The organism is Streptomyces sp. A0592 (assembly GCF_004795115.1).
Classification (GTDB): Bacteria; Actinomycetota; Actinomycetes; order Streptomycetales; family Streptomycetaceae; genus Streptomyces; species Streptomyces erythrochromogenes.
Genome location: NZ_SSBM01000001.1, coordinates 376,862 through 396,083 on the forward strand (window position 1 = coordinate 376,862; position 19,222 = coordinate 396,083).

Sequence of the window (19,222 nt, forward strand, 5' to 3'; positions counted from 1 at the left end):
TGGGGGAGATGTTCGCATGGGCGGGGCGGCCGCGCTGGAGAAACTCGTGCCGGTGCTGCTGGCCTTCGGCGGCGGTGTCCTCCTCGCACGCCGCAAGGTTGTTCCGGCCGAGGCCTCCAAGGTCTTCTCCGACTACGCCTTCCTCTTCGCCGTGCCGTGCTACCTGTTCGGCAACATCTACGCGAGCGATCTCGCCGCCCTGTTCAACTGGCGGGCGATAGGCGGATACGCGGCGGCGGCGGCGGTCGCCGTGGCGGCCGTGGCCGTGGCGGCGGTCGCGCGCGGCCTGCGGGAGCCCCGCGACGTGGCCCTGCGCGTGATGGCCGGAGTGCAGGTGAACACCGCCTATTTCGCCGTCCCCGTGTTCATCACCGTCTTCGGGACGGCCGCGCCGATCTTCCCGATCCTGCTCTTCCAGGTCTGCGTGCTCTCCCTCGTCGTCATCGCCCTCATGGAGCTGGGCCGCGCCGGCGCGGACGGGGGCGGCCCGGGCCGGCGCCTGTCCCGGGCCGTCGGCGCCTCGCTCGCCACCCCGCTGGTCCTGGCCTGCAACGGGGGCATCCTGCTCAACCTGCTCTCGGTGCGGGTCCCGGCCGTGGTCCTCGACGGAGCCGCCTTCGTCGGGAACAGCGCCTCGCCGGTGGCCCTGTTCGCCCTCGGCCTCCACCTCGGCGGCGTCGGCCTCCACCTGCGGGGCACCACGCGCGAGGAGCTGGCCCTGATCGCCTTCAAGTGCCTGGCGTTCCCGCTGCTGACGTGGGCGGTGTGCGGGCTGCTCTTCGGGGTGCGGGGCGACTGGCTGGCGTACCTGGTGCTGATCGCCGCGATGCCGACCCCGCAGAACCTGTTCATCTTCGCCCAGCGCTACGACGTGGGCGTCGGCCTCTCCGCCGCGGTCGTGATCAAGACCTCGCTCGTGTCGCTGGTACTGCTGCCCCTCTGGCTGCAAACGGTCGCCTCCTGACCGGGCCGTTCCCGGCGCGTGAACGGCGGAGCCCCCTGGGTGGGCCGAAGTACGAAGCGCATCAACGCCTCGTACCCCCGGGCGGGACCGGCTCGTTGAAGCGGCATGGAACTGCCGACCATCGCGGCGCCGGGCGTCGGGGAACGGGCCGACGCCGCGGCCGATGCCGCCTGCCACCTCTACGACACCGTCGCGCCCTGGGGGCCCGGAGCGCCCGGCGGGTGGAGCCGGACGGCGGCCGAGGACGCCGCCGAGGCGATCGAGACCACCGCGTACGCCCTCGCGTCCGCCGCCCCGGGCGCCGAGGTGGTCCTGGCGCCCGTCCACGCGGCCCTGGCCGACCTGCGCCGCAGGCTCGGCCTCGCGCCCGCCGAGCTGCTGGCCGGCGACGGGCTGCCGTCGACCCCGCGTACGGTCGGCAACCCGCGCCGGACGCGGTGGGTGCGGGCCCTTACGACGCCTTCGCCCCGGCAACCGCCTTCTCGTACAACTTCCTGATGTCCGCCCCGAAGTACGAGCTGTATGACACGTCGGGCTTGTCCCCGCCCGTCTTCCAGCCGCCGATCACACCCACCACGTCGCCGGTCCCGGTGCGGCCGTCGAGGCGCAGCAGGAACGGGCCGCCGCTGGTGCCGCCCGGGTAGCCGGTGCAGGCGATGCGCAGGAACGAGCCCGGGATCCGGGCGTCGCCGCTGGTGTACTTCGTCGTCCGGTTCACGCACAGGCGCGGCCGGGCAGCGGTGGAGGGGTGACCGATCAGCGTGGCCCGCGCGTGCGCGTAACCGGCGCCGGTGACCAGCCGGTTGCCGCCGACCACATCCTGTACCCGCCGCCCCTTCGGGCCGGGCCCCACCTGGGCGAAGGCCACGTCGAGGGCGGCCGCGCGGTTGACGCCCTGGGTCCGGTAGCGCTGGTCGATCCAGATCTTGGAGCGTCCGGCCGCCGTCCGCACGACCGGGAACATGCCGAACGGCCGCGGTTCGGCGCGCGTGTACTGCGGTACGAAGGCCACCTGCCGGGTGTCGGAACCGAGCAGGCAGTGCGCGGCGCTGATCACCAGGTTGCGGCCGGGGGAGGCGACGACGCTTGCGGTGCAGAAGTAGGAGCCGCCGCCCTTGACGAGGAACATCCGGCCGACGACCGGGAGACCGCCGAAGTCCTGCCCGACGCCGGGGCCGGCGGCAGGGACCCGGGGGAGGGCCGGACGCACGGGGGGTGCGGGTGCGGGGCCGGGGGCTGGGAGGGTGACCGGTGTCGGTGTCGGTGTCGGTGTCGGCGTCGGCGTCGGCGTCGGCTCGGTCGTGGTCACGGTGGGGGTGGGGGACGGGGACGGGGTTGCCGACGGGGCCGGTGGAATCCGAACGGGCGTCTCGGGCGGCTGTGGCGCGACGGGGACCTGCGGGGCCGTGGCCGGCTCCGGGGGGCCGGGCGGCAGGGGGCGGGCCGATGCCATCCGCTCGGGCGTCCAGAAGGACTCCGCCTCGGCCACGCCCCAGCGGCCCGCGGCCACTGCAGCGGCGCCCCCCGCCTCGGCCACGGGCAGCGGCCCCGCGGACACCAGCAGCGCGGCCGCCGCCGCGGCCACCGTCAACGTACGTCGCATGCCGAACACTCCCTAAACGGCCTGGGGGAAACGGAAGAGCCGGTCCGGATCGTGGGTACGCCGGACCTCCTCCAGCCGGGCGAGGTTCGGGCCGTAGTAGGCCTCGCGCCAGCCGCTGAGCTTCGGGTCGATGTAGTTCTGGTAGGCGCGGCCGCTCGCCCACGGACGCAGGTTCCGCCACAGCCCGTCGAGCCAGGCCTTGTGCCGGGCCACGTCGGAGTCCGGCGCGGATTCGGGCCAGTAGACGAGGTACTGGGCGAGGAAGGCGCTGTCGCGGTGCGCGAAGGCGGTGTCGCCGACCGCGACCCGGTTCACGGCGCCGCCGCAGACCCCGTCGAACTGCACCACGCCGAGCCCGCCCCGGGGAGCTTCGGCCCCGTAGCGGCGGACCGCGTCCAGGACCGCGCCGATCGCCGCGTCCGGCAGTCCCGCTCCGGCCCAGAAGTCGGAGCGCGCGGCGTACGAGTCCCTGCCGAGCCGCCCCCGCGGGTCCCGGCCGGGCAGGGTGCCGGGCAGCCGGCACTCCGCGGCGCTCAGGTCCAGGCACCCGGACATGGCCCGCAAGGTGTCCCCGTGGCTGCGCACGACGGTCCAGCTGTCCCGCGGCGCTGCGCCCACCAGGTCGGCAAGCCGGGTCAACTGCCGTTCCAGTTCCGTTCGTCCGTCGAGGCACACCACCCGGACCGAGGGCACCGCGGCGGCCGCGTCGCCCGACCCGGACCCGGACCCGGAACCGCTCCGGGAGCCGGACCCGGCCTCGACGGTGAACTCCACCTGGCTCCAGAACGGGTCCGGCAGGCCGGCCAGCCAGCGCTGCCAGCCGCGCAGGACGTCCGCGGAACCGCCGGCCGGCCAGTGGAGTTCCGCGAAGGCGCAGTCGCCGGCCCGGTGCGTCCGGAAGCGGAACTCGCTCACCACGCCGAAGTTGCCGCCGCCACCGCCGCGCAGGGCCCAGAACAGGTCCGGATCCGCGTCCCGTTCCGCCGAGACCTCGCGGACGGTCCCGTCGGCGGTGACCACCCGCGCCCCGGTCAGCCGGTCGGCGGTGGTGCCGTACGCCCGCGAGGCCAGGCCGAGCCCGCCGCCGAGCGTGAGCCCGGCGATGCCGACGGAGGGGCACAGCCCGGCCGGGACGGACAGGCCCCGCGCGGCGAGGGCCGCGTGCACATCGCCGAGCCGGGCGCCCGCGCCGATCCGTACGCCGTCCCCCTCGACCGTCACCGAGGCCATCGCCGCGGTGTCGACGACCAGGGCGCCGGTACGGGTGGACCAGCCGGCATAACTGTGTCCGCCGCCGCGCGGCACCACGGGCACGCCCGCCCGGCGGGCGAAGTCCAGGCAGACGGCGACGTCCCCGGCGTGCGCGGGATAGGCGACCGCGGCCGGCGCGACGGCGTCGTAGCGGGGCTGGAACAGGCGCCGGGCCTCGGGGTAGTCGCGGTCCCCGGGAAGCACCAGCCGCCCGTCGATGCCGCGGCCCAGAGCGCCGTAGTCCGGGCCCCGGGCCGCGGCGCCGACGGTGGCGAGGACGGCCGCGGCAGCACCGCCGAGTACCTGGCGCCGATGGAGGCTCATACCTCCTTCCTGCCACCGTCCGTCCGGATCCCGGTGCAGGCGGGTCCCACACGCACCGCGTTGACCCCCGAACGGCTCATCGCGGAAACGGTTCGACTCGTCATATGTGCAGACCGGGTCGCCCTCGTGGAATCCTTGCGACCATCCCTCGCCCGGCGAACCGGCCGCCGTACGCTGCCTCCATGAGTCTTGTGGATCTCACCGCGCACGCCGAAGAGTTCAACGCCGACCCGTACCCCTTCTACGAGGCCCTGCGCGCGACCGGCCCCGTCCATCGGCTGGTGCTGGGCGGCGAACGCGCCTGGCTGGTCGTCGGCCACCAGGAGGCGAGAGAGGCCCTCAGCCACCCCGCCCTGTCGAAGAACTGGCTCGGATCGGAGCTGTTCGAGGTCGCGCAGGTCCACGCTGTCGCCACCAACATGCTGGACACGGACCCGCCGCACCACACCCGGCTGCGGCGCCTGGTGGCCCGCGAGTTCACCACCCGCAGGGTGGAGTCCCTGCGGCCCCGGGTCCAGCAGATCACCGACGGACTGCTGGACGCGATGGAGGCGCTGCCCGGTCGCCGCGCCGACCTGATCCGGTCGTTCGCCGTACCGCTGCCGATGACCCTCATCTGCGAGCTGCTGGGCGTCCCCAACCTGGACCGGGCCCGCTTCCGCTACTGGTCGGGCGAGATCGTCGCCCCGCTCGACGGCGTCGGCGCGGACCCCCGTGTCCTGGAGGACATGACCGCGTACCTCTCCGAACTCGTCGCCGCCAAGGCCCAGGAGCCGGGCGACGACCTGCTCAGCGCCCTGATCCGGACCCGCGACGAGGACGGTGACCAGCTCTCCCCGGACGAGTTGATCGGCATGGCCTTCCTACTGCTGGTCGCGGGCCACGAGACCACCGTCAACCTGATCGGCAACGGGGTACGGGCCCTGCTCGACCATCCCGGCCAGCTCGCCGCGCTGCGCGCCGACCCGGACGGGCTGATCGACGGCGCGGTGGAGGAGATGCTGCGCTACGACGGCCCGGTGCAGCACGCCACGTACCGCTTCGCCGACACCGATCTGGAGCTGGGCGGCGTCCCCATCACGACCGGGTCCTCCGTGATGGTCGCGCTGGCCGCCGCCGACCGGGATCCGGCGCGCTTCGCCGGTCCGGGGCCCGGACCCGAGGTGTTCGACATCCGCCGCACCGGTCCGGGCCACCTGGCGTTCGGTCACGGCATCCACTACTGCCTCGGCGCACCGCTCGCCCGCATGGAGGGCCGCATCGCGATCCGCTCGCTGCTGGAACGTTTCCCCGGCCTGGCCGAGGACCCGGACGCGGGCCCGCGCGACTGGCTCCCGGGCACCCTGATGCGCGGCGTGACCCAGCTCCCCCTGCGCTGGTGACCCGGAGCCCCGCGATCACCCCCGCGCGACGAACCGTGCCGGCTCCCCGGCACTCTCGTCGCCCAGCGGCACGCGGCGCAGCCCATGCCCGTGTGCACCAGGGGGCGGGCCGGAAGCCGTCCGGCATCGAGGCCACCGATGGCATGCGCTCGCGTCAGGGTGCCGGCGGGCCGAGCGGCTGGAGGCGGCGGTGGAGGAGGCAGAACTCGTTGCCCTCCGGGTCGGCCAGGACATGCCAGTTCTCCGTGCCGTCCTGGCCGATGTCGACGGGCCGGGCGCCGAGGGCGAGCAGTCGCTCCAGCTCGGCGTCCTGGTCGCGATCGGTGGCGTTGACGTCGATGTGCAGCCGGAGCTTTCCGCTCCGCGGGGTGTCGCTCGGGCTGAGGACGAGCGTGGGCTGCGGTCCGCCGAAGCCGGCGTCGGGCGGCCCGATCTCGATGCTCCCGTCGTCCTCGCGGCCGAGTTCGACGTAGCCGAGGACTTTGCTCCAGAACTCGGCGAGTCGTTCGGGCTCGGCACAGTCCAGGACCAGCTCACTGATGCGGCATGCCATGCCCCCCAGTCTACGGAGCCGGCCCGCCGGCGCTCGACCGACGGGATCCGCAGGCGGCTTCCGGCCCGGCCGGCGTCGACCCCTGCGCGGACACCACGCTGCGCGGTGGCCGAGCACGGGGCCATCGCGACGCTGCTGCCTGGCGCCTGCGCTGTTGCACGACAGAGACCTGCGGGATCGCGTTCTCGGGCGATCAGGCCCTCTCCGGCCGGTCTTGAAACTCGGGCAGAGGTGCCGCCTACGCCTTGCGGGCCAGCAGGAAGCCCTGCGGGGAGGTTTCCCCGGGGGTCGGTTCGCGCAGGAGGCGGGCCACCTCGGTCAGGCCGGCGCCGGCCAGGAGGGCGGCGATCCGGTCGGGCGGGATCCGGTACAGGTCGAGGTCGACGGGATGCCCGTACGCGTGTTCCAGCCGGACCCGTTCGTCGCCCGCCTCGAAGGCGATCAGGGCGTGACCGCCCGGCGCCAGTACGCGGGCGAACTCCCTGAAAGCCCCGGGCAGTTCCGAGGGCGGGGTGTGCACGGTGGAGTACCAGGCGAGGACCCCGCCCAGCACCCCGTCGGCCACGTCCAGCGCGTGCATCGACCCCACCTCGAACCGCAGCCCGCGATACGTCCGGCGGGCCACCGCCACCATCGCCGGGGACAGGTCCACGCCGAAGGCCCGTACGCCGAGCCCGTCCAGATGCGCCGTCACCCGGCCCGGGCCGCAGCCCAGGTCGGCGACGGCCCGGCCCGCGCCGCCCTCCTCCCCGCGCACGCACTCGGCGAAGGCGGACAGCATGGCTCTGTCCAGCGGCTTCCCGGCCAGTTCCGTGCCGAGCAGCCGCGCGTAGTCGACGGCGACGGCGTCGTAGGACGCCCGTACGGAGTGCAGGTACGAGGAAGCTGTCATGCCCCTGAACAGTAGCCCGCCCGGGGCCCCGGATCATCCTCCGGCCAGCGGATTGGGCAGTTCCGCCCACAGGTCGCCCGGGACGCCGGGGCTCAGCCGCATCAGGGTGAGCGCCTTCGTGGGCAGCGGGCCCGTCAGCAGGGCCTCGGTGTCTGCGGTCGCCGGCAGATCGACCGCCTCCGCGAGCAGATCGGCGAAGGCTCCGGCCGAGCCCGCCGTGGCGCCGAGCGCTCCCGTCAGCAGGGACCCGAACAGCTTGCGGCGCAGGACGCCCACGTCGTCCGTGACCAGCCGGCCCGACAGCGGCGGCACCGGCAGCCCGTGCGCCCGCAGCCGGGCCGGGCTGATCCGGATGTCGGCGAGGTCGCGGTAGACCAGCCGCACCGGCGCGCCGGCGGGGGAGAGGACGACCAGGAGGTTCTGCCCGTGTGCCTCCAGCGCCACCCCGAGCTCCAGCAGCCGCAGGCACACCGACAGCGCGAGGCGGGCGAACTGCGCCCGCCAGGCCGCCGATCGGGCCGGCGGACAGGAGGCCAGGGCCGCCACCGGCAGCACCCGCTCGCCGGCGGCGGCGTCCGCGTACGCCTCGGGCGGCTCGCGCAGCACGGCCGCGAGGTCGGGGCTGTGCGCGGTCGCCGCGCCCAGGGTGCGGGTGATGTGCAGCCGCCCGTCGAGCCGTTCGACCAGGCCCTGGGCGAAGGCGGACACGGCCGCCGCCGTCTCGATGGAGTAGACCGAGATGTCCCGGACGGAGGAGGTCAGCCGGGCGCTCAGCGCCGTCTTCACGTGCGCGCCGCCGTCGGTGGGCGCCAGCGTCCGCAGGGCCATCAGCGGATGCGCCGCGAAACCGGTCCGCACCCGCTCGTGCTTCAGCACGTGCGCCGCCTGCCACGGGTGCACCGGGACCAGGATCCGACCGGCGTCGCGCATCTCCTCCGGCCAGTCGCCGGTGACCAGGCACTCCTCGGCCCGTACGGAGACCAGGCCGAGCTCCACCACCGGCCGGTGCTCGGGCGCGTACGCCAGCTGCTCGGCGACCGAGAAGCCGGGCCGGGAGCGGCAGTTGGGGTGGTACGGATGGCCGTCGACCACGCGCTGCTCCCACTCCCAGGTGGCCCGTGCCGCCCGGTCCTGCCCGGCGGGCGGCTGCCCGGAGCGGGAGAGCGCGAGGGAGGCCGTACTGGAGTCCAGCTCGGCGGCGAAATCCTCCCCGTGGGGGATGCCGAGGGCGCTGACGAGCTGTCCGGCACGGCGGTGGGCCCGGCCGTCGAGCAGCAGCTCGTCCACGTAGGGCCGCGTCGCGTACGGGTCCGGCGGCGGGCCCTCCAGCCGGCCGCCCCCCGCCAGCAGCAGCGCGAGACCGCCCGGGGCCGCCTCCCGGCCCACGACCCAGGGCAGGGGCTCGAAGGCCAGGGCCCGCCACAACCGGGTGAGCACGGCCGCCCGGGCGCCGCCCAGCGAGGCGGCGTACGAGGGCCCGAGCGCGGGCCGTACGGCGGCCAGCTCGGCGGCGACGGCTTCTTCGGCCGCGGAGGAGGGAATGGGCATGCTGGGCTCCGCCTTCGGAATGTCGCTTCGAGTGTCACTTCGAATGTCGCTTCACGGGATGATCAAGTAATCATTGCGGATACCGACGATCACGGCCGGTGGTTCCGCTTCGCGGACCTCCGGCCACCGGATGGACCCGAATGGAACCAGTGGACCTCAACGCCGCCGCGGACGCCTACGCCGCCGCCCCGCTCCTGAACTGCCTCCTCCGGGAGGCGGCCGAGCCCGTCGGCCCGGGCGAGCCCGCCGGTGCGGCCGTGCACCGGCTGCGGGGCAGCGGGCGGCTGCTCCGCGTACGCGGCGGCCGCCGGCCCGTATACCCGGAACTGCGGACGGCGAACGGCTGGCACCCGCTCAGCCACACCGAACTGGTCAAACTCGTCTCCGACGAGCTGGGCCGGTTCACCGGGACCACCAATGACGAACTCCCGGTCGAGATCACCGACAGCCGCGACGCGCTCGTCGCACTCCTGGCCGCCCGTGCCACCGCCGAGCCCCCGGCGGACCCGTACGTACTCTCCGAGCAGTCCCTCGTGATGGGCCACCCGCACCACCCCGCCCCCAAGGCCCGCGGCGGGGCGCCGGCCGGGAGCTGGCTGCCGTACGCGCCCGAGGCGCACGCCCGTTTCCCGCTGGTCTTCCTGGGGCTGCGCGAGGACCAGTGCGTCGAGGAGGGCGGGCGGGCCGTCACCGAGGCCGTCGACTCCCTCGCCGACCTCCTCGACGGGCCGCGCGCCCCCGCCGGCTACACGCTGCTGCCCGCCCATCCCTGGCAGCTCGACCTGGTCGCCGACCGGCCCGCGGTGCGCGAGGCCTTCGCCGACGGGCGGCTGCTGCGGCTCGGCGAGAGCCGGCGGCCGGCCTGGCCGACCGCGTCCATCCGGACCCTCCACGTTCCGGATCCGGCGGCCGACCTGTTCGTGAAGTTCAGCCTCGACGTGCGGATCACCAACGACGTGCGCCGGCTGTGGCGGCACGACCTGCTGGCGCTGCGCCGCACGGACGCGGCCGTCGAGGCCGGGTTCGCCGCACTGCGCGGGACCGGCTCGGACGCGGCCTGGCTCGCCGACCGCGGCTACCGCACCGCCGCCTTCGCGTTCGAGGAGCTCGCCGTCCTGGTCCGCGACGGCCTGCGCGCCCACACCGTGCCCGGGGCCACCCCGCTGCTGGTCGCCGCGCTCGCCGAGGGCTACCCGGGGAGCCCGCCGGCCGGCGCCACCGACCCTCTCGCGTGGTGGCGGGCGTACCTGCGCCAGGTGGTGCCGCCGGTGCTCGAACTCTTCGCCCGGCACGGCGTCGTGCTGGAGGCCCACCTCCAGAACACCGTGATCGCGGTCGACGCGTCGGGCATGCCGGTGCAGGCCCTCTTCCGGGACGCGGAGGGGGTCAAACTGCTGCCGGACCTGCCGCGCGCGGACGCCTGGGAGCGCCTGGTGTACTGCCTGGTGGTCAACAACCTGTCCGAAATCGCAGCGGTCCTGGCCGACCGCTGTCCGGAGGCCTCACCGCTCCTGTGGCCAGCGGCGCGCGAGGAGTTGCTGCGCTACGAGTCCCTGCGCGGGCTCCCCGAGATCGCCGCCCTCCTCACCGCCCCCGCCCTGCCCGCGAAGACCAACCTGCTGCTGCGCTGGACCCGCGCCGACGGCGCGGCCGCCCGCTACCGCCCCTTGCCGAACCCGCTGCTGACCTAGTCTGGAAGAGGTCGGTCAGGAGAAGGGAACCCGGTCCGGGGCGCAGACCGTGCCGGGGGGCGGGAGCGTCCCGTCGACGAAGTAGCGGCTCTCGTACGCGCTGATGCAGCTGCTGCCGTTGTTGAACAGCGCGGTGTGGCCGTACCCGTCGTTCGTGAGCAGGCGGGCGTTCGCCAGCTCGGCGGCCATGGCCTGGGCGCCGGTGTAGGGCGTGGAGGGGTCGTACCGGGTTCCGATGACCAGGACCGGGCGGGGGGTGGGGGTGTTCCACGGGCCGTCGTACCCGGCGGCTGCCCGGGCCGGCCAGGTGGCGCAGGGCTCCGCAGCCCATGTCCAGAAGCGTCCGGCGTCCCCGGCCCGCCGGGCGCTCTCTTCCTCCAGGCGGTGGTAGGCGGCCGGGTCGCGCGGGTTGGGGCTGTCGCCGCACCACACGGCGGCCGCCTGTTCGTCGCCCAGGTACGGGTTCGGCCGGTCCACGGGGGGCGGCGGCGGGTACACCGGGGGCTTGGGCTCCCGGCCCTGCGACAGCTCCTGGAGCCGGCCCGCGAGGGCCGTCCAGCCGGGGTCGACTATGTAGAGGCTGTTGACCGTGTCGGCGACCGTCCTGGCGTACGTCCACGGTCCGACCGGACGTTCCCGCAGCCGTTGCATCAGCCGGTCGAACTTCTCGCGGGTGGCCTCGGGGCTGCCCGCCGAGAAGGGGCAGCGGGTCGCGGGGGCCGATCCGCACAGGGCCAGGAAACGCTGCAGGGTGGCCGCGGCGGTGACGTCCGAGCCCATGCGCAGGAGGGTCGTGCTGCGGGGTTCGCCCTGCCGGTCGCCGTCGGTCCAGGCCCGGGGTGCCATGTTGCTGTCGAGCACCATGGCGCGGACGTTGCCGGGGAAGAGGTTGGCGTAGGTGGCACCGAGGATCGTGCCGTAGGAGACGCCCAGGTAGTTCAGCCGTCCTTCGCCCACCGACCGGCGGAGCAGGTCGAGGTCCCGGGCGGTGTCGGCGGTCGAGACGTGGCGCAGCAGGTCCGGATCGCGCTTCTCGCATCGGCGGCCGAGGTCCTCGTACGCGTCGATCCACGCCTTGCGCTCCTGCGGGCCCACCGGGAAGCCGCCGGGCGGGCGGGCCGCCCAGTCACGGGCCTGCTCGGTGGTGTCGAAGCAGTTCACGGCGGTGCTGTTGCCGATCCCCCGCGGGTCCCAGCTGACGATGTCGAACCGTTTCCGCAGCTCCTCGGGGAAGGCGTCGTAGTTCTGCGGCACCTGTACGGTGCCGGGGCCGCCGGGCCCGCCGGGATTCACGAACAGGGTGCCGATGCGCCGGCCCGGATCGGTGGCCTGGCGGCGGACGACCGCCAGGTCGATGCTGCGACCGGCGGGGGCGGCGTGGTCGAGCGGCACCTCGGCCGTGGCGCAGTCCCAGGGGCTGCCGGGCCGGCACGGGCTCCAGTCCAGTTTCGGGACGGCCACCGAGGGTGACGGTGAGGGCGGTGGGGGCGCCGCGGGCGTGCCGTGGGAGACGGCCGGTGCGGGGCCGGTGAGCAGCGCCGAGCAGGCCAGAGCCGCGGTGAGGACTGCCGCGCGGCGCCGCCGGCGGGCTGAGGGGCCTGGTGCGGACATGGTGGGCTCTCCTCGGACACGGCGAGGGCCCGGTCCGGCGGCCGATGCCGCCGCATCGGGGCAACGCGCCATCGGTGCACACGCTTCTCCCCCCACCCAACCGCGATTCCGCAGCCCGCGCGAGCCGGGCGGGCGATCCGCGCGGGCCGGCCGGCGGCCCGCTCCCCGGCGACGGACGGCGAGGGTTAGGTTGGAGGCGTGATCGACTTTCTCCGGGGCGCCCCGGTCGCAGGCAGTCTCGACGTCGTCTGGCACGCGGGCTGGCCCTCTCCGAAGCACGACCCGGCCCCGGAGATCCAGGTCCACGCCTATTCCGAACACACGGTGATCCTGCGGCAGAACAAGTCCGTGCACTACGAAGCCCCGTTCCTCTTCCTCCTCTTCGGCAATGAACGGGCGCTGCTCCTCGACACGGGCGCGTCCGCCGACCCGGCCCACTTCCCCCTGCGGGCAACGGTCGACCGGCTCGTCGCGGCCTGGCTGGAACGGCATCCGAGACCCGCGTACGCGCTGGTCGTCGCCCACACCCACGGGCACGGCGACCACGTCGCGGCGGACGGGCAGTTCGCGGACCGGCCCCTCACCACGGTCGTGGGACCGCGGCTGGAGGAGGTCACAGCCGCTTTCGGCCTCACCGACTGGCCTCACCGGACCGGCACGCTCGACCTGGGCGGCCGGATCCTCGACCTGATCCCCGGCCCCGGACACCAGCGGGCCGCCCTGGTCTTCCACGACCGCCACACCGGCCTCCTGCTGACCGGAGACTCCCTCTACCCGGGGCGGCTCTACATCGAGGACCGGACGGCCTACTCGGCCACCGTCGACCGGCTGCTGGACTTCTGCACCGTCCACCCGGTCCGCCATGTCCTCGGCTGCCACATCGAGATGACCACGACGCCCGGCGAGGACTACCCCCGCGGCACCACGCACCAGCCGGACGAGCCGCCGCTCCAGCTCACCACGGACCACCTGCGCGCCCTGCGCGGCGCCCTCGACGAGACGGCGGACCGGCACGGCACCCACCCCTACGGGGACTTCGTCCTCGTCTACCGCGACTGACCGGCGGCTCGCCCGCCCGGCCCGGGGTCCGGAACCGGCCAAGGTGGTGGCAGGGCCCGATCCCCTCTCACTCAAAGGTATAGACCAATGCTAGGTTGGTCGGGCACCGCGCAGTCCTTGACCACCCGTCAGAGGAGAAGCCATGCCCTCCCCTTCGCGGGGCGGCGGCCCGGCCGCCATGCCCAAGTACCAGCGGATCGCCGCAGCGCTGCGCCGCGATCTCGACCGCGCCGCGCACACCCCCGGCGGAAGACTGCCGTCCGAGCGCAGCCTCGCCGCCCGCTACCAGGTCAACCGGCAGACCATCAGGGCCGCCCTGCAATACCTGCGCGAGGACGGCCTGGTGGTGACCGGGCGCCGCGGCTCCCGCCCCGCCGTCACTGCCGAGGTCGTCCCCACCGCGCCCGACCCGGTGGCTTTCGGGCCCGCGTCCCTTGCGCCCGGCCTCACCCGGAGCTGGGTCACGGTGGTCAGCGTCCCGCCCTCCCTCGCGGCGCCGCTGGGCATGTCGGGCGGGGATCGCACCCTCGTCCATCACCACCGCGAGCGGGGCCGGGCGGGGGAGACCCTCCGGCACGCCGTCACCCACTTCAACCCGGACGTCGTCGCGCGCACCCCCGAGCTGGCCGTCTGCCGCAACCGGGCGGGGCACTCCACCGACCAGGACCTGGCCTCCCTCCAGGGCTGGCTGGAGCGGGCCGCGGCGGGCGGCCGGGTCGCCGAGACCATCACCATGACCCGCACCATCCACCCGCCGGCCGCCGCCCCGGCGTCCGCCCCCGCCTGCGGCCTGACCGTGCGCCGCACCGTGCACGCCCCCTCCGGCCTGCTCGTCGCCGTGACCGACCTGGCCTTCCCCACCTGGGACCACCTGACGTTCCATCGTGACCGCCGTCACCCCGCCGTGGCCGGCTTCCGCGTCCTGTAGCCACGACCCGCCCGTGAGGCCGCGCGTGAGGTGGATCACGTACGCGTTTGCCGTAGTGAATGCCGGGCATCGGCGCAGCTGGAGCGGAACCCCGTCCTCCGGCACCTCGTGCCGGAGGGCGGGGCGCATGCGGGCGGATCCCGTCCCGCTCCACGGCCGCGCCGGCCCGACCCGCGCGCCGTACCCGGTACGAACCGCGAGGTGTATGTGTCCACGCTCCAGGCCGAGCACGTCTACAAGGTGTTCGGAGACCGGCCCGACGACGCCGTGCGCGCACTCGAAGGCGGCAGCGACCGCGCCGAGCTGCGTGCCGACGGAGCGACGGCCGCGGTCATCGACGTCTCCTTCGACGTCGAGCCCGGCCAGATCTTCGTCGTCATGGGGCTGTCGGGTTCCGGCAAGTCCACCCTGCTGCGCATGCTGAACGGCCTGCTCGAGCCCACCGCGGGACGCATCCTCTTCGACGGCCAGGACCTCACCGCGCTCGGCGCGCGCGAGCTGCGCCGCGTACGGTCCACGAAGATCTCCATGGTCTTCCAGCACTTCGCCCTCTTCCCGCACCGCAACGTTCTGGAGAACGCCGGCTACGGGCTGGAGGTGCAGGGCGTGCCCCGCGCCGACCGCGAGCGCCGGGCCGCCGAGGCCCTCGCCCTGTGCGGGCTCGAAGGCTGGGAGATGGCCTGGCCCGACGAGCTCTCCGGCGGCATGCAGCAGAGAGTCGGTCTCGCCCGCGCCCTGGCCACCGACGCCGACCTCCTGCTGATGGACGAGTCCTTCAGCGCCCTGGACCCGCTGATCCGCCGCGACATGCAGGACCAGCTCCTCGAACTCCAGCGCACCCTGAAGAAGACCATCGTCTTCATCACCCACGACCTCAACGAGGCGATGCGCCTCGGCGACGGCATCGCCGTCATGCGCGACGGCCGCGTCGTCCAGCAGGGCACGGCCGAGGACATCCTCACCCGCCCCGCCGACGACTACGTCGCCTCCTTCGTCCAGGACGTCGACCGCTCCCGGGTGCTGACCGCCGACGCGGTGATGACGACGACCGGACCGGCCCGCCCCCACGCCGGCACCTGCGGCTGCCCCACCGTCAGCGCCGACACCCCGCTCGCCGACCTGTGCGCCGTCAGCGCGCGCGTCCCGCACCCGGTCGCGGTCACCGGCACCGACGGCGCCGTCGTCGGCTCCGTACCGCAGGACCGCCTCGTCGCCTTCATCGGTGACGAGCAGCGGGCCCCGGTGCGCTGCTCGGAGGTGGCCGCCTGATGCCCCGCATTCCCCTCGGCGCCTGGGTCGACAGCGGAGTCGACTTCCTCCAGAGCCGGCTGTCCTGGCTGTTCGACGCCATCAGCGCACTCGTCACGGGCCTCTACGACGGCCTCGTCGCCGTCCTCTCCGCGCCCGCCCCGCTGCTGTTCGCGGGCATCCTCGCCATCGCCGCCTGGTGGCTGCGCGGCCTGCTCGCGGGCGGGCTCGCCTTCGCCGGTTTCGCACTCGTCGACTCCGTCGGACTCTGGTCCGACGCCATGTCCACGCTGTCGCTGGTCCTGGTCGCCACCCTCGTCACCCTGGTGTTCGCGATCCCGCTCGGCATCTGGGCGGCCCGGTCCGACCGGGTCAGCGCCGTCATGAAGCCGGTCCTCGACTTCATGCAGACCATGCCGGCCATGGTCTACCTCATCCCCGGCATCATCTTCTTCGGGGTGGGCGTCGTGCCCGGCATCATCGCGACCATCGTCTTCTCGCTGCCGCCGGGCGTACGGATGACCGAACTCGGCATCCGCCAGGTCGACGCCGAACTGGTCGAGGCCGCCGAAGCGTTCGGCACCACCCCGCGCGACACCCTCGTCCGCGTCCAGCTGCCGCTGGCCCTGCCCACCCTCATGGCGGGCGTCAACCAGGTCATCATGCTCGGCCTGTCGATGGTCGTCATCGCCGGCATGGTCGGCGGCGGCGGACTCGGCGGCGCCGTCTACCGGGCCATCGGCAACGTCGACATCGGCCTCGGCTTCGAGGCCGGCCTCTCCATCGTCATCCTCGCCATGTACCTCGACCGGATGACCGGGGCCCTCGGCCGCCAGGTCTCCCCGCTGGGCCGGCGCTCCCTCGCCAGGGCCCGGTCGGCCGCCACCGGCGCCGCCCGCGTGTGGAACCACCGCCCCCAGCCCGCCTACGCCGTCACCGGAGCCGTCGTACTGGCCCTGGTCGCGGGCGGCCTGAGCACCTTCGGCGGCTCCGGCCGCGAGGAGGGACCGGAGGGCGCCGAGAACATCGGCAAGGGCCGCACCGTCTCCATCGGCTACATCCCGTGGGACGAGGGCATCGCCTCCACCTTCCTCTGGAAGGAGCTCCTGGAACGGCGCGGCTTCAAGGTCGACACCCGGCAGCTGGAGGCCGGCGCGCTCTACACCGGCCTGGCCGGCGGCGGCCTCGACTTCCAGACCGACGCCTGGCTGCCCGTCACCCACGCCCAGTACTGGGAGAAGTACGGCAACAAGCTGGAGGACCTCGGCTCCTGGTACGGCCCGACCTCCATCGAGCTCGCCGTGCCCTCGTACATGAAGGACGTCCGCTCCCTCGCCGACCTCAAGGGCAAGTCCGGGCAGTTCAAGGGCCGCATCATCGGCATCGAGCCGAGCGCCGGCGCCATGGCCCTGCTGAAGGACAAGGTCATGAAGGAGTACGGGCTGGAGGGCGAGTACCAGGTCGTCGACGGCTCCACCCCCGGCATGCTCGCCGAGCTCAAGCGCGCCTACGACAAGAAGGAGCCGGTGGTCACCGTCCTGTGGTCGCCGCACTGGGCGTACTCCTCGTACGAGCTGACCAAGCTGGAGGACCCGAAGGCAGTCTGGGGCAAGGGCGACGGCATCCACACCCTGGCCCGCAAGGGCTTCGCCGCCGACGAGCCCGAAGTGGCCGCCTGGCTGCGCTCCTTCAAGCTCACCGAGGAGCAGCTCACCGGCCTGGAGGCGCAGATCCAGCAGACCGGCAAGGGCAAGGAGCAGCAGGCGGTCCGCGTCTGGCTGAAGGACCACCCCGAGGTCGCCGCGCTGTCCTGACACGCGGCACACCGGAGGAAGCGCCGCAGGCGCCGTGCCCGCGGATCCCGTACGGGAATCCGCGCGCCCGGCGCCTGCGCGTGTACGGGGCCCTGCTCAGGGAACCAGCACGCGCTCCGGTGCCTCCGTCCCGGTGCCGGTACCGGGCTGCGGCGCCGCCGGCCGCGGCTTCGCGGGCCACCACAGGGACCGGCCCAGCAGCACCGCGCACGCCGGTACCAGGACGATCGACAGGACGAAGGCGGACAGTAGGATCCCGAGCCCCGTGGCGAAGCCGATCTGCTGCGTGGCCGCGACCGGGTTGACCGCGAGGCTGCCGAAGGAGGCGGCCAGCACCACCCCGGCCGTCGCCACGGCCGGCGCGGTGTGCCGTACCGCCCGCGCCACGGCTTCCCGGGCCGGACCGGGCCGTTCCATCTCCTCCCGGATCCGGTCGGTCACGAGGATGTTGTAGTCGGTGCCCAGCGCGACCACGAACAGGAACAGCACCAGCGGCAGCGTGAAGGCCACGCCCGGCTGGTCCAGCCCGTGCTGGAAGACGAGCGCCGCGGCACCCAGCGTGGCGGCGAACCCCAGGCCCACCGCGAGCATCAGGATCAGCGGGGCGAGCAGGCTGCGCAGGAGCAGGAAGAGAATGAGCGCGATCAGGGCCGCCGCGACCGGGAACACCAGCCGCAGGTCCTCGTCCACGGCCGTCGCCACGTCCGCGAACACCGCCGCGGTACCGCCCACATGGGCCTCGGTACCGTCCGGCCGGTGCGCGGAGACCGCGTCGCGGACCGCGCCCGACGCCAGGTCCCGGGCCTCCTGCCCGTGCGGATCGGCGTTCGGGAACAGGTCGATGCGCGCCGCCAGGCGGTCCTCGCTCAGCACCGTCGGGGCGACCTGCCCCACCCCCTCCAGCCGGGAGAGCGTCCCGGACAGACCGTCGACCCGGCCGGTGGTGAGCGGCGCGCCGTCCGACGCGGTGACGTAGACGCTGATCGGGTCCGACACACCGGCGGGCATGGCCCGGGAGATCTCGGCCGCGGTGGCCGCCGCGGCCGTCCGCTCACCGCCGGCGCCGCCCGACCCGTAGTCCATCCGCATGCCGGCCATGCCCGCGGCGAGTGCGCCCAGCAGTGCCACGGAGGCGAGGGCCGCCGTGAGGGGACGCCGGACCAGCCACGTCCCGAGCCGGGCGGCCGAGCCGCCGCGGGGCTCGCGCCGGTGGGCCCGCGACGGCCAGAACATCTTCCGACCGGTGACCGCCAGCAGCGCCGGCATGAAGGTGAGGCTGCCGAGCAGCATCACCAGCACGGACACGGCGATGGCCGGACCGAGCACCCGGAACTGCCCGAAGGAGGCCACCCCGAGCGTGGCGAACGCCGCGACGATGGTGAGCGCCGCCGAGGTCACGGCCGTACCCACGCGCCCGGACACCTCGGCCGCCGCGGCCCGCCCCGGCTGCTCGGGCCGCCGGCGCAACTGCTCGCGGAAGCGGAACAGCAGGAACAGGAAGTAGTCGATGCCGATGCCCACCAGGACGACGCTGATGAGCTGCGGGGTGGACGGGTCGAGGGTGATGCCGGTCAGCATCGCGACGCCGACCACCGTGCCGGTCGCGGCCCCACCGATGATGGACACGACGACGAGCGGCAGCAGCGCGGCGAACACGCTGCGGAACACCAGCACGTGCAACAGCACGATCACACCGAGCATCGCGGCGCCGATCACCCGCGCCCTGGTCTCCTCGGCGTCGACGCCGTCGACGGTGGAGGCGAGCCCGCCGGTGTAGCCGGTCCGGAACCCGGCCTCGGTGAACCCGGCCCGGGACTGCTCGCGGAAGGCCCGGTAGGTGTCGTGGACGCCGGGGTCCTGCGGGTTGCCCTTCAGCTCCACGGACAGCAGCCGGAAGCCGCGGTCGGGGGCCGTCATGACCGGGGCGACCTTCGGCGTCTGCGAGTGGTCCTGGGCGAACGGCGTCTCCTCCTCGGGCTTGGGCATGGCGACCCGGTGGCGGCCCAGCCGCGCGGCCTCCTCGTCGATGCGCCGTTCGTCGGCACCGCTCAGCTGCGCACCGTCCGGCCGGGCCACCAGCACGGTCAGCGTGTTGGCGTCAGGCCTCACCCCGAACCGCTCCTCGGCGATCTTCAGCGCGGCCGCCGAGTCGTAGGACGGGGGCAGGAAATCGCCGGTGCTGCTCTGGGTGGCGCGGAAGACGAGCGCCTGGCCGGCGATCGTCAGGGCGATGCCGAGCACGGCCCAGACGGCGATCACCTTCCACGGATTCCTCGTCGAGAACCCGGTCAGGGCGCGGATCACGTGACTCCTCAGGTTGCGGTGTGCACCGGGGGTTCCCGGCCGGTCTCCAG

15 protein-coding genes are annotated in these 19,222 nt (G+C 74.2%); 8 read left to right on the plus strand and 7 right to left on the minus strand.

The window, feature by feature from the left end; genetic code table 11:
• Window positions 1-16: 16 nt before the first annotated feature.
• Together E6U81_RS01790 and E6U81_RS01795 are read left to right on the plus strand one after the other, a co-directional pair.
• Window positions 17-964 carry an AEC family transporter gene (locus E6U81_RS01790; protein ID WP_136228245.1) on the plus strand — a complete coding sequence of 316 codons (948 nt, stop codon included), beginning with the start codon at window positions 17-19 and terminating at the stop codon, window positions 962-964.
• A gap of 105 nt (window positions 965-1,069) precedes the next feature.
• Window positions 1,070-1,462 (plus strand): hypothetical protein, encoded by a 393-nt coding sequence (locus E6U81_RS01795; protein ID WP_136228246.1) that lies wholly within the window; start codon window positions 1,070-1,072, stop codon window positions 1,460-1,462.
• Here E6U81_RS01795 and E6U81_RS40375 read toward each other — a convergent pair.
• Both E6U81_RS40375 and E6U81_RS01805 read right to left on the minus strand, forming a co-directional pair.
• Window positions 1,416-2,567: a hypothetical protein gene (locus tag E6U81_RS40375; protein ID WP_136228247.1), complete on the minus strand. Its 1,152-nt coding sequence runs from the start codon at window positions 2,565-2,567 to the stop codon at window positions 1,416-1,418. The genes E6U81_RS01795 and E6U81_RS40375 overlap by 47 nt on opposite strands.
• Before the next feature lie 12 nt (window positions 2,568-2,579).
• The gene (locus E6U81_RS01805) at window positions 2,580-4,142 is read right to left on the minus strand and encodes an FAD-dependent oxidoreductase (RefSeq protein WP_136228248.1); all 1,563 of its coding nucleotides are present in this window, start codon (window positions 4,140-4,142) and stop codon (window positions 2,580-2,582) included.
• A gap of 182 nt (window positions 4,143-4,324) precedes the next feature.
• Between E6U81_RS01805 and E6U81_RS01810 the strand changes: the two genes are divergently transcribed.
• Entirely contained in the window at window positions 4,325-5,524 is a 1,200-nt protein-coding gene (locus tag E6U81_RS01810; RefSeq protein ID WP_136228249.1) for a cytochrome P450, read from the plus strand.
• A 154-nt stretch (window positions 5,525-5,678) separates the two neighbouring features.
• On the opposite strand, the gene E6U81_RS01815 is transcribed toward E6U81_RS01810, so the two are convergent.
• The 3 genes from E6U81_RS01815 to E6U81_RS01825 form a co-directional block, all read right to left on the minus strand.
• Complete coding sequence (locus tag E6U81_RS01815; RefSeq protein WP_136228250.1) at window positions 5,679-6,077, minus strand: VOC family protein; 399 nt, start codon at window positions 6,075-6,077, stop codon at window positions 5,679-5,681.
• Between the two features lie 238 nt (window positions 6,078-6,315).
• Entirely contained in the window at window positions 6,316-6,969 is a 654-nt protein-coding gene (locus tag E6U81_RS01820; RefSeq protein ID WP_136228251.1) for a class I SAM-dependent methyltransferase, read from the minus strand.
• Window positions 6,970-7,002: 33 nt separating this feature from the next.
• Window positions 7,003-8,517 carry an IucA/IucC family siderophore biosynthesis protein gene (locus E6U81_RS01825; protein ID WP_136228252.1) on the minus strand — a complete coding sequence of 505 codons (1,515 nt, stop codon included), beginning with the start codon at window positions 8,515-8,517 and terminating at the stop codon, window positions 7,003-7,005.
• A gap of 140 nt (window positions 8,518-8,657) precedes the next feature.
• Here E6U81_RS01825 and E6U81_RS01830 point away from each other — a divergent pair, with 140 nt between their 5' ends.
• Entirely contained in the window at window positions 8,658-10,208 is a 1,551-nt protein-coding gene (locus E6U81_RS01830) for an IucA/IucC family protein (protein WP_136228253.1), read from the plus strand.
• A 15-nt stretch (window positions 10,209-10,223) separates the two neighbouring features.
• Here E6U81_RS01830 and E6U81_RS41610 read toward each other — a convergent pair whose 3' ends face one another.
• A complete protein-coding gene (locus E6U81_RS41610) occupies window positions 10,224-11,819 on the minus strand; it encodes an alpha/beta hydrolase (protein ID WP_136228254.1) in 1,596 nt (531 codons plus the stop codon).
• A 198-nt stretch (window positions 11,820-12,017) separates the two neighbouring features.
• On the opposite strand from E6U81_RS41610, the gene E6U81_RS01840 reads away from it, so the two are divergent.
• From E6U81_RS01840 to E6U81_RS01855, 4 genes are all read left to right on the plus strand, one after another.
• Window positions 12,018-12,878: an MBL fold metallo-hydrolase gene (locus E6U81_RS01840; protein WP_136228255.1), complete on the plus strand. Its 861-nt coding sequence runs from the start codon at window positions 12,018-12,020 to the stop codon at window positions 12,876-12,878.
• 142 nt (window positions 12,879-13,020) lie between these two features.
• Window positions 13,021-13,806 carry a GntR family transcriptional regulator gene (locus E6U81_RS01845; RefSeq protein ID WP_136228256.1) on the plus strand — a complete coding sequence of 262 codons (786 nt, stop codon included), beginning with the start codon at window positions 13,021-13,023 and terminating at the stop codon, window positions 13,804-13,806.
• Window positions 13,807-14,013: 207 nt separating this feature from the next.
• Window positions 14,014-15,075 (plus strand): betaine/proline/choline family ABC transporter ATP-binding protein, encoded by a 1,062-nt coding sequence (locus tag E6U81_RS01850; protein WP_136228501.1) that lies wholly within the window; start codon window positions 14,014-14,016, stop codon window positions 15,073-15,075.
• On the plus strand, window positions 15,075-16,868 hold the full coding sequence (locus E6U81_RS01855) for an ABC transporter permease/substrate binding protein (protein WP_136228257.1): 1,794 nt from the start codon (window positions 15,075-15,077) through the stop codon (window positions 16,866-16,868). The genes E6U81_RS01850 and E6U81_RS01855 overlap by 1 nt, the downstream gene beginning before the upstream one ends.
• 96 nt (window positions 16,869-16,964) lie before the next feature.
• Here the strand turns inward: E6U81_RS01855 and E6U81_RS01860 are convergent, their stop codons facing one another.
• Window positions 16,965-19,172 carry an MMPL family transporter gene (locus E6U81_RS01860; RefSeq protein WP_136228258.1) on the minus strand — a complete coding sequence of 736 codons (2,208 nt, stop codon included), beginning with the start codon at window positions 19,170-19,172 and terminating at the stop codon, window positions 16,965-16,967.
• Window positions 19,173-19,222: the final 50 nt, after the last annotated feature.

Bases quoted from the DNA above. Each gene is read 5' to 3' on its own strand.
- E6U81_RS01790 (WP_136228245.1), top strand. From the start codon at position 17: ATGGGCGGGGCGGCCGCGCTGGAGAAACTCGTGCCGGTGCTGCTGGCC.
- E6U81_RS01795 (WP_136228246.1), top strand. From the start codon at position 1,070: ATGGAACTGCCGACCATCGCGGCGCCGGGCGTCGGGGAACGGGCCGAC.
- E6U81_RS40375 (WP_136228247.1), bottom strand. From the start codon at position 2,567: ATGCGACGTACGTTGACGGTGGCCGCGGCGGCGGCCGCGCTGCTGGTG.
- E6U81_RS01805 (WP_136228248.1), bottom strand. From the start codon at position 4,142: ATGAGCCTCCATCGGCGCCAGGTACTCGGCGGTGCTGCCGCGGCCGTC.
- E6U81_RS01810 (WP_136228249.1), top strand. From the start codon at position 4,325: ATGAGTCTTGTGGATCTCACCGCGCACGCCGAAGAGTTCAACGCCGAC.
- E6U81_RS01815 (WP_136228250.1), bottom strand. From the start codon at position 6,077: ATGGCATGCCGCATCAGTGAGCTGGTCCTGGACTGTGCCGAGCCCGAA.
- E6U81_RS01820 (WP_136228251.1), bottom strand. From the start codon at position 6,969: ATGACAGCTTCCTCGTACCTGCACTCCGTACGGGCGTCCTACGACGCC.
- E6U81_RS01825 (WP_136228252.1), bottom strand. From the start codon at position 8,517: ATGCCCATTCCCTCCTCCGCGGCCGAAGAAGCCGTCGCCGCCGAGCTG.
- E6U81_RS01830 (WP_136228253.1), top strand. From the start codon at position 8,658: ATGGAACCAGTGGACCTCAACGCCGCCGCGGACGCCTACGCCGCCGCC.
- E6U81_RS41610 (WP_136228254.1), bottom strand. From the start codon at position 11,819: ATGTCCGCACCAGGCCCCTCAGCCCGCCGGCGGCGCCGCGCGGCAGTC.
- E6U81_RS01845 (WP_136228256.1), top strand. From the start codon at position 13,021: ATGCCCTCCCCTTCGCGGGGCGGCGGCCCGGCCGCCATGCCCAAGTAC.
- E6U81_RS01855 (WP_136228257.1), top strand. From the start codon at position 15,075: ATGCCCCGCATTCCCCTCGGCGCCTGGGTCGACAGCGGAGTCGACTTC.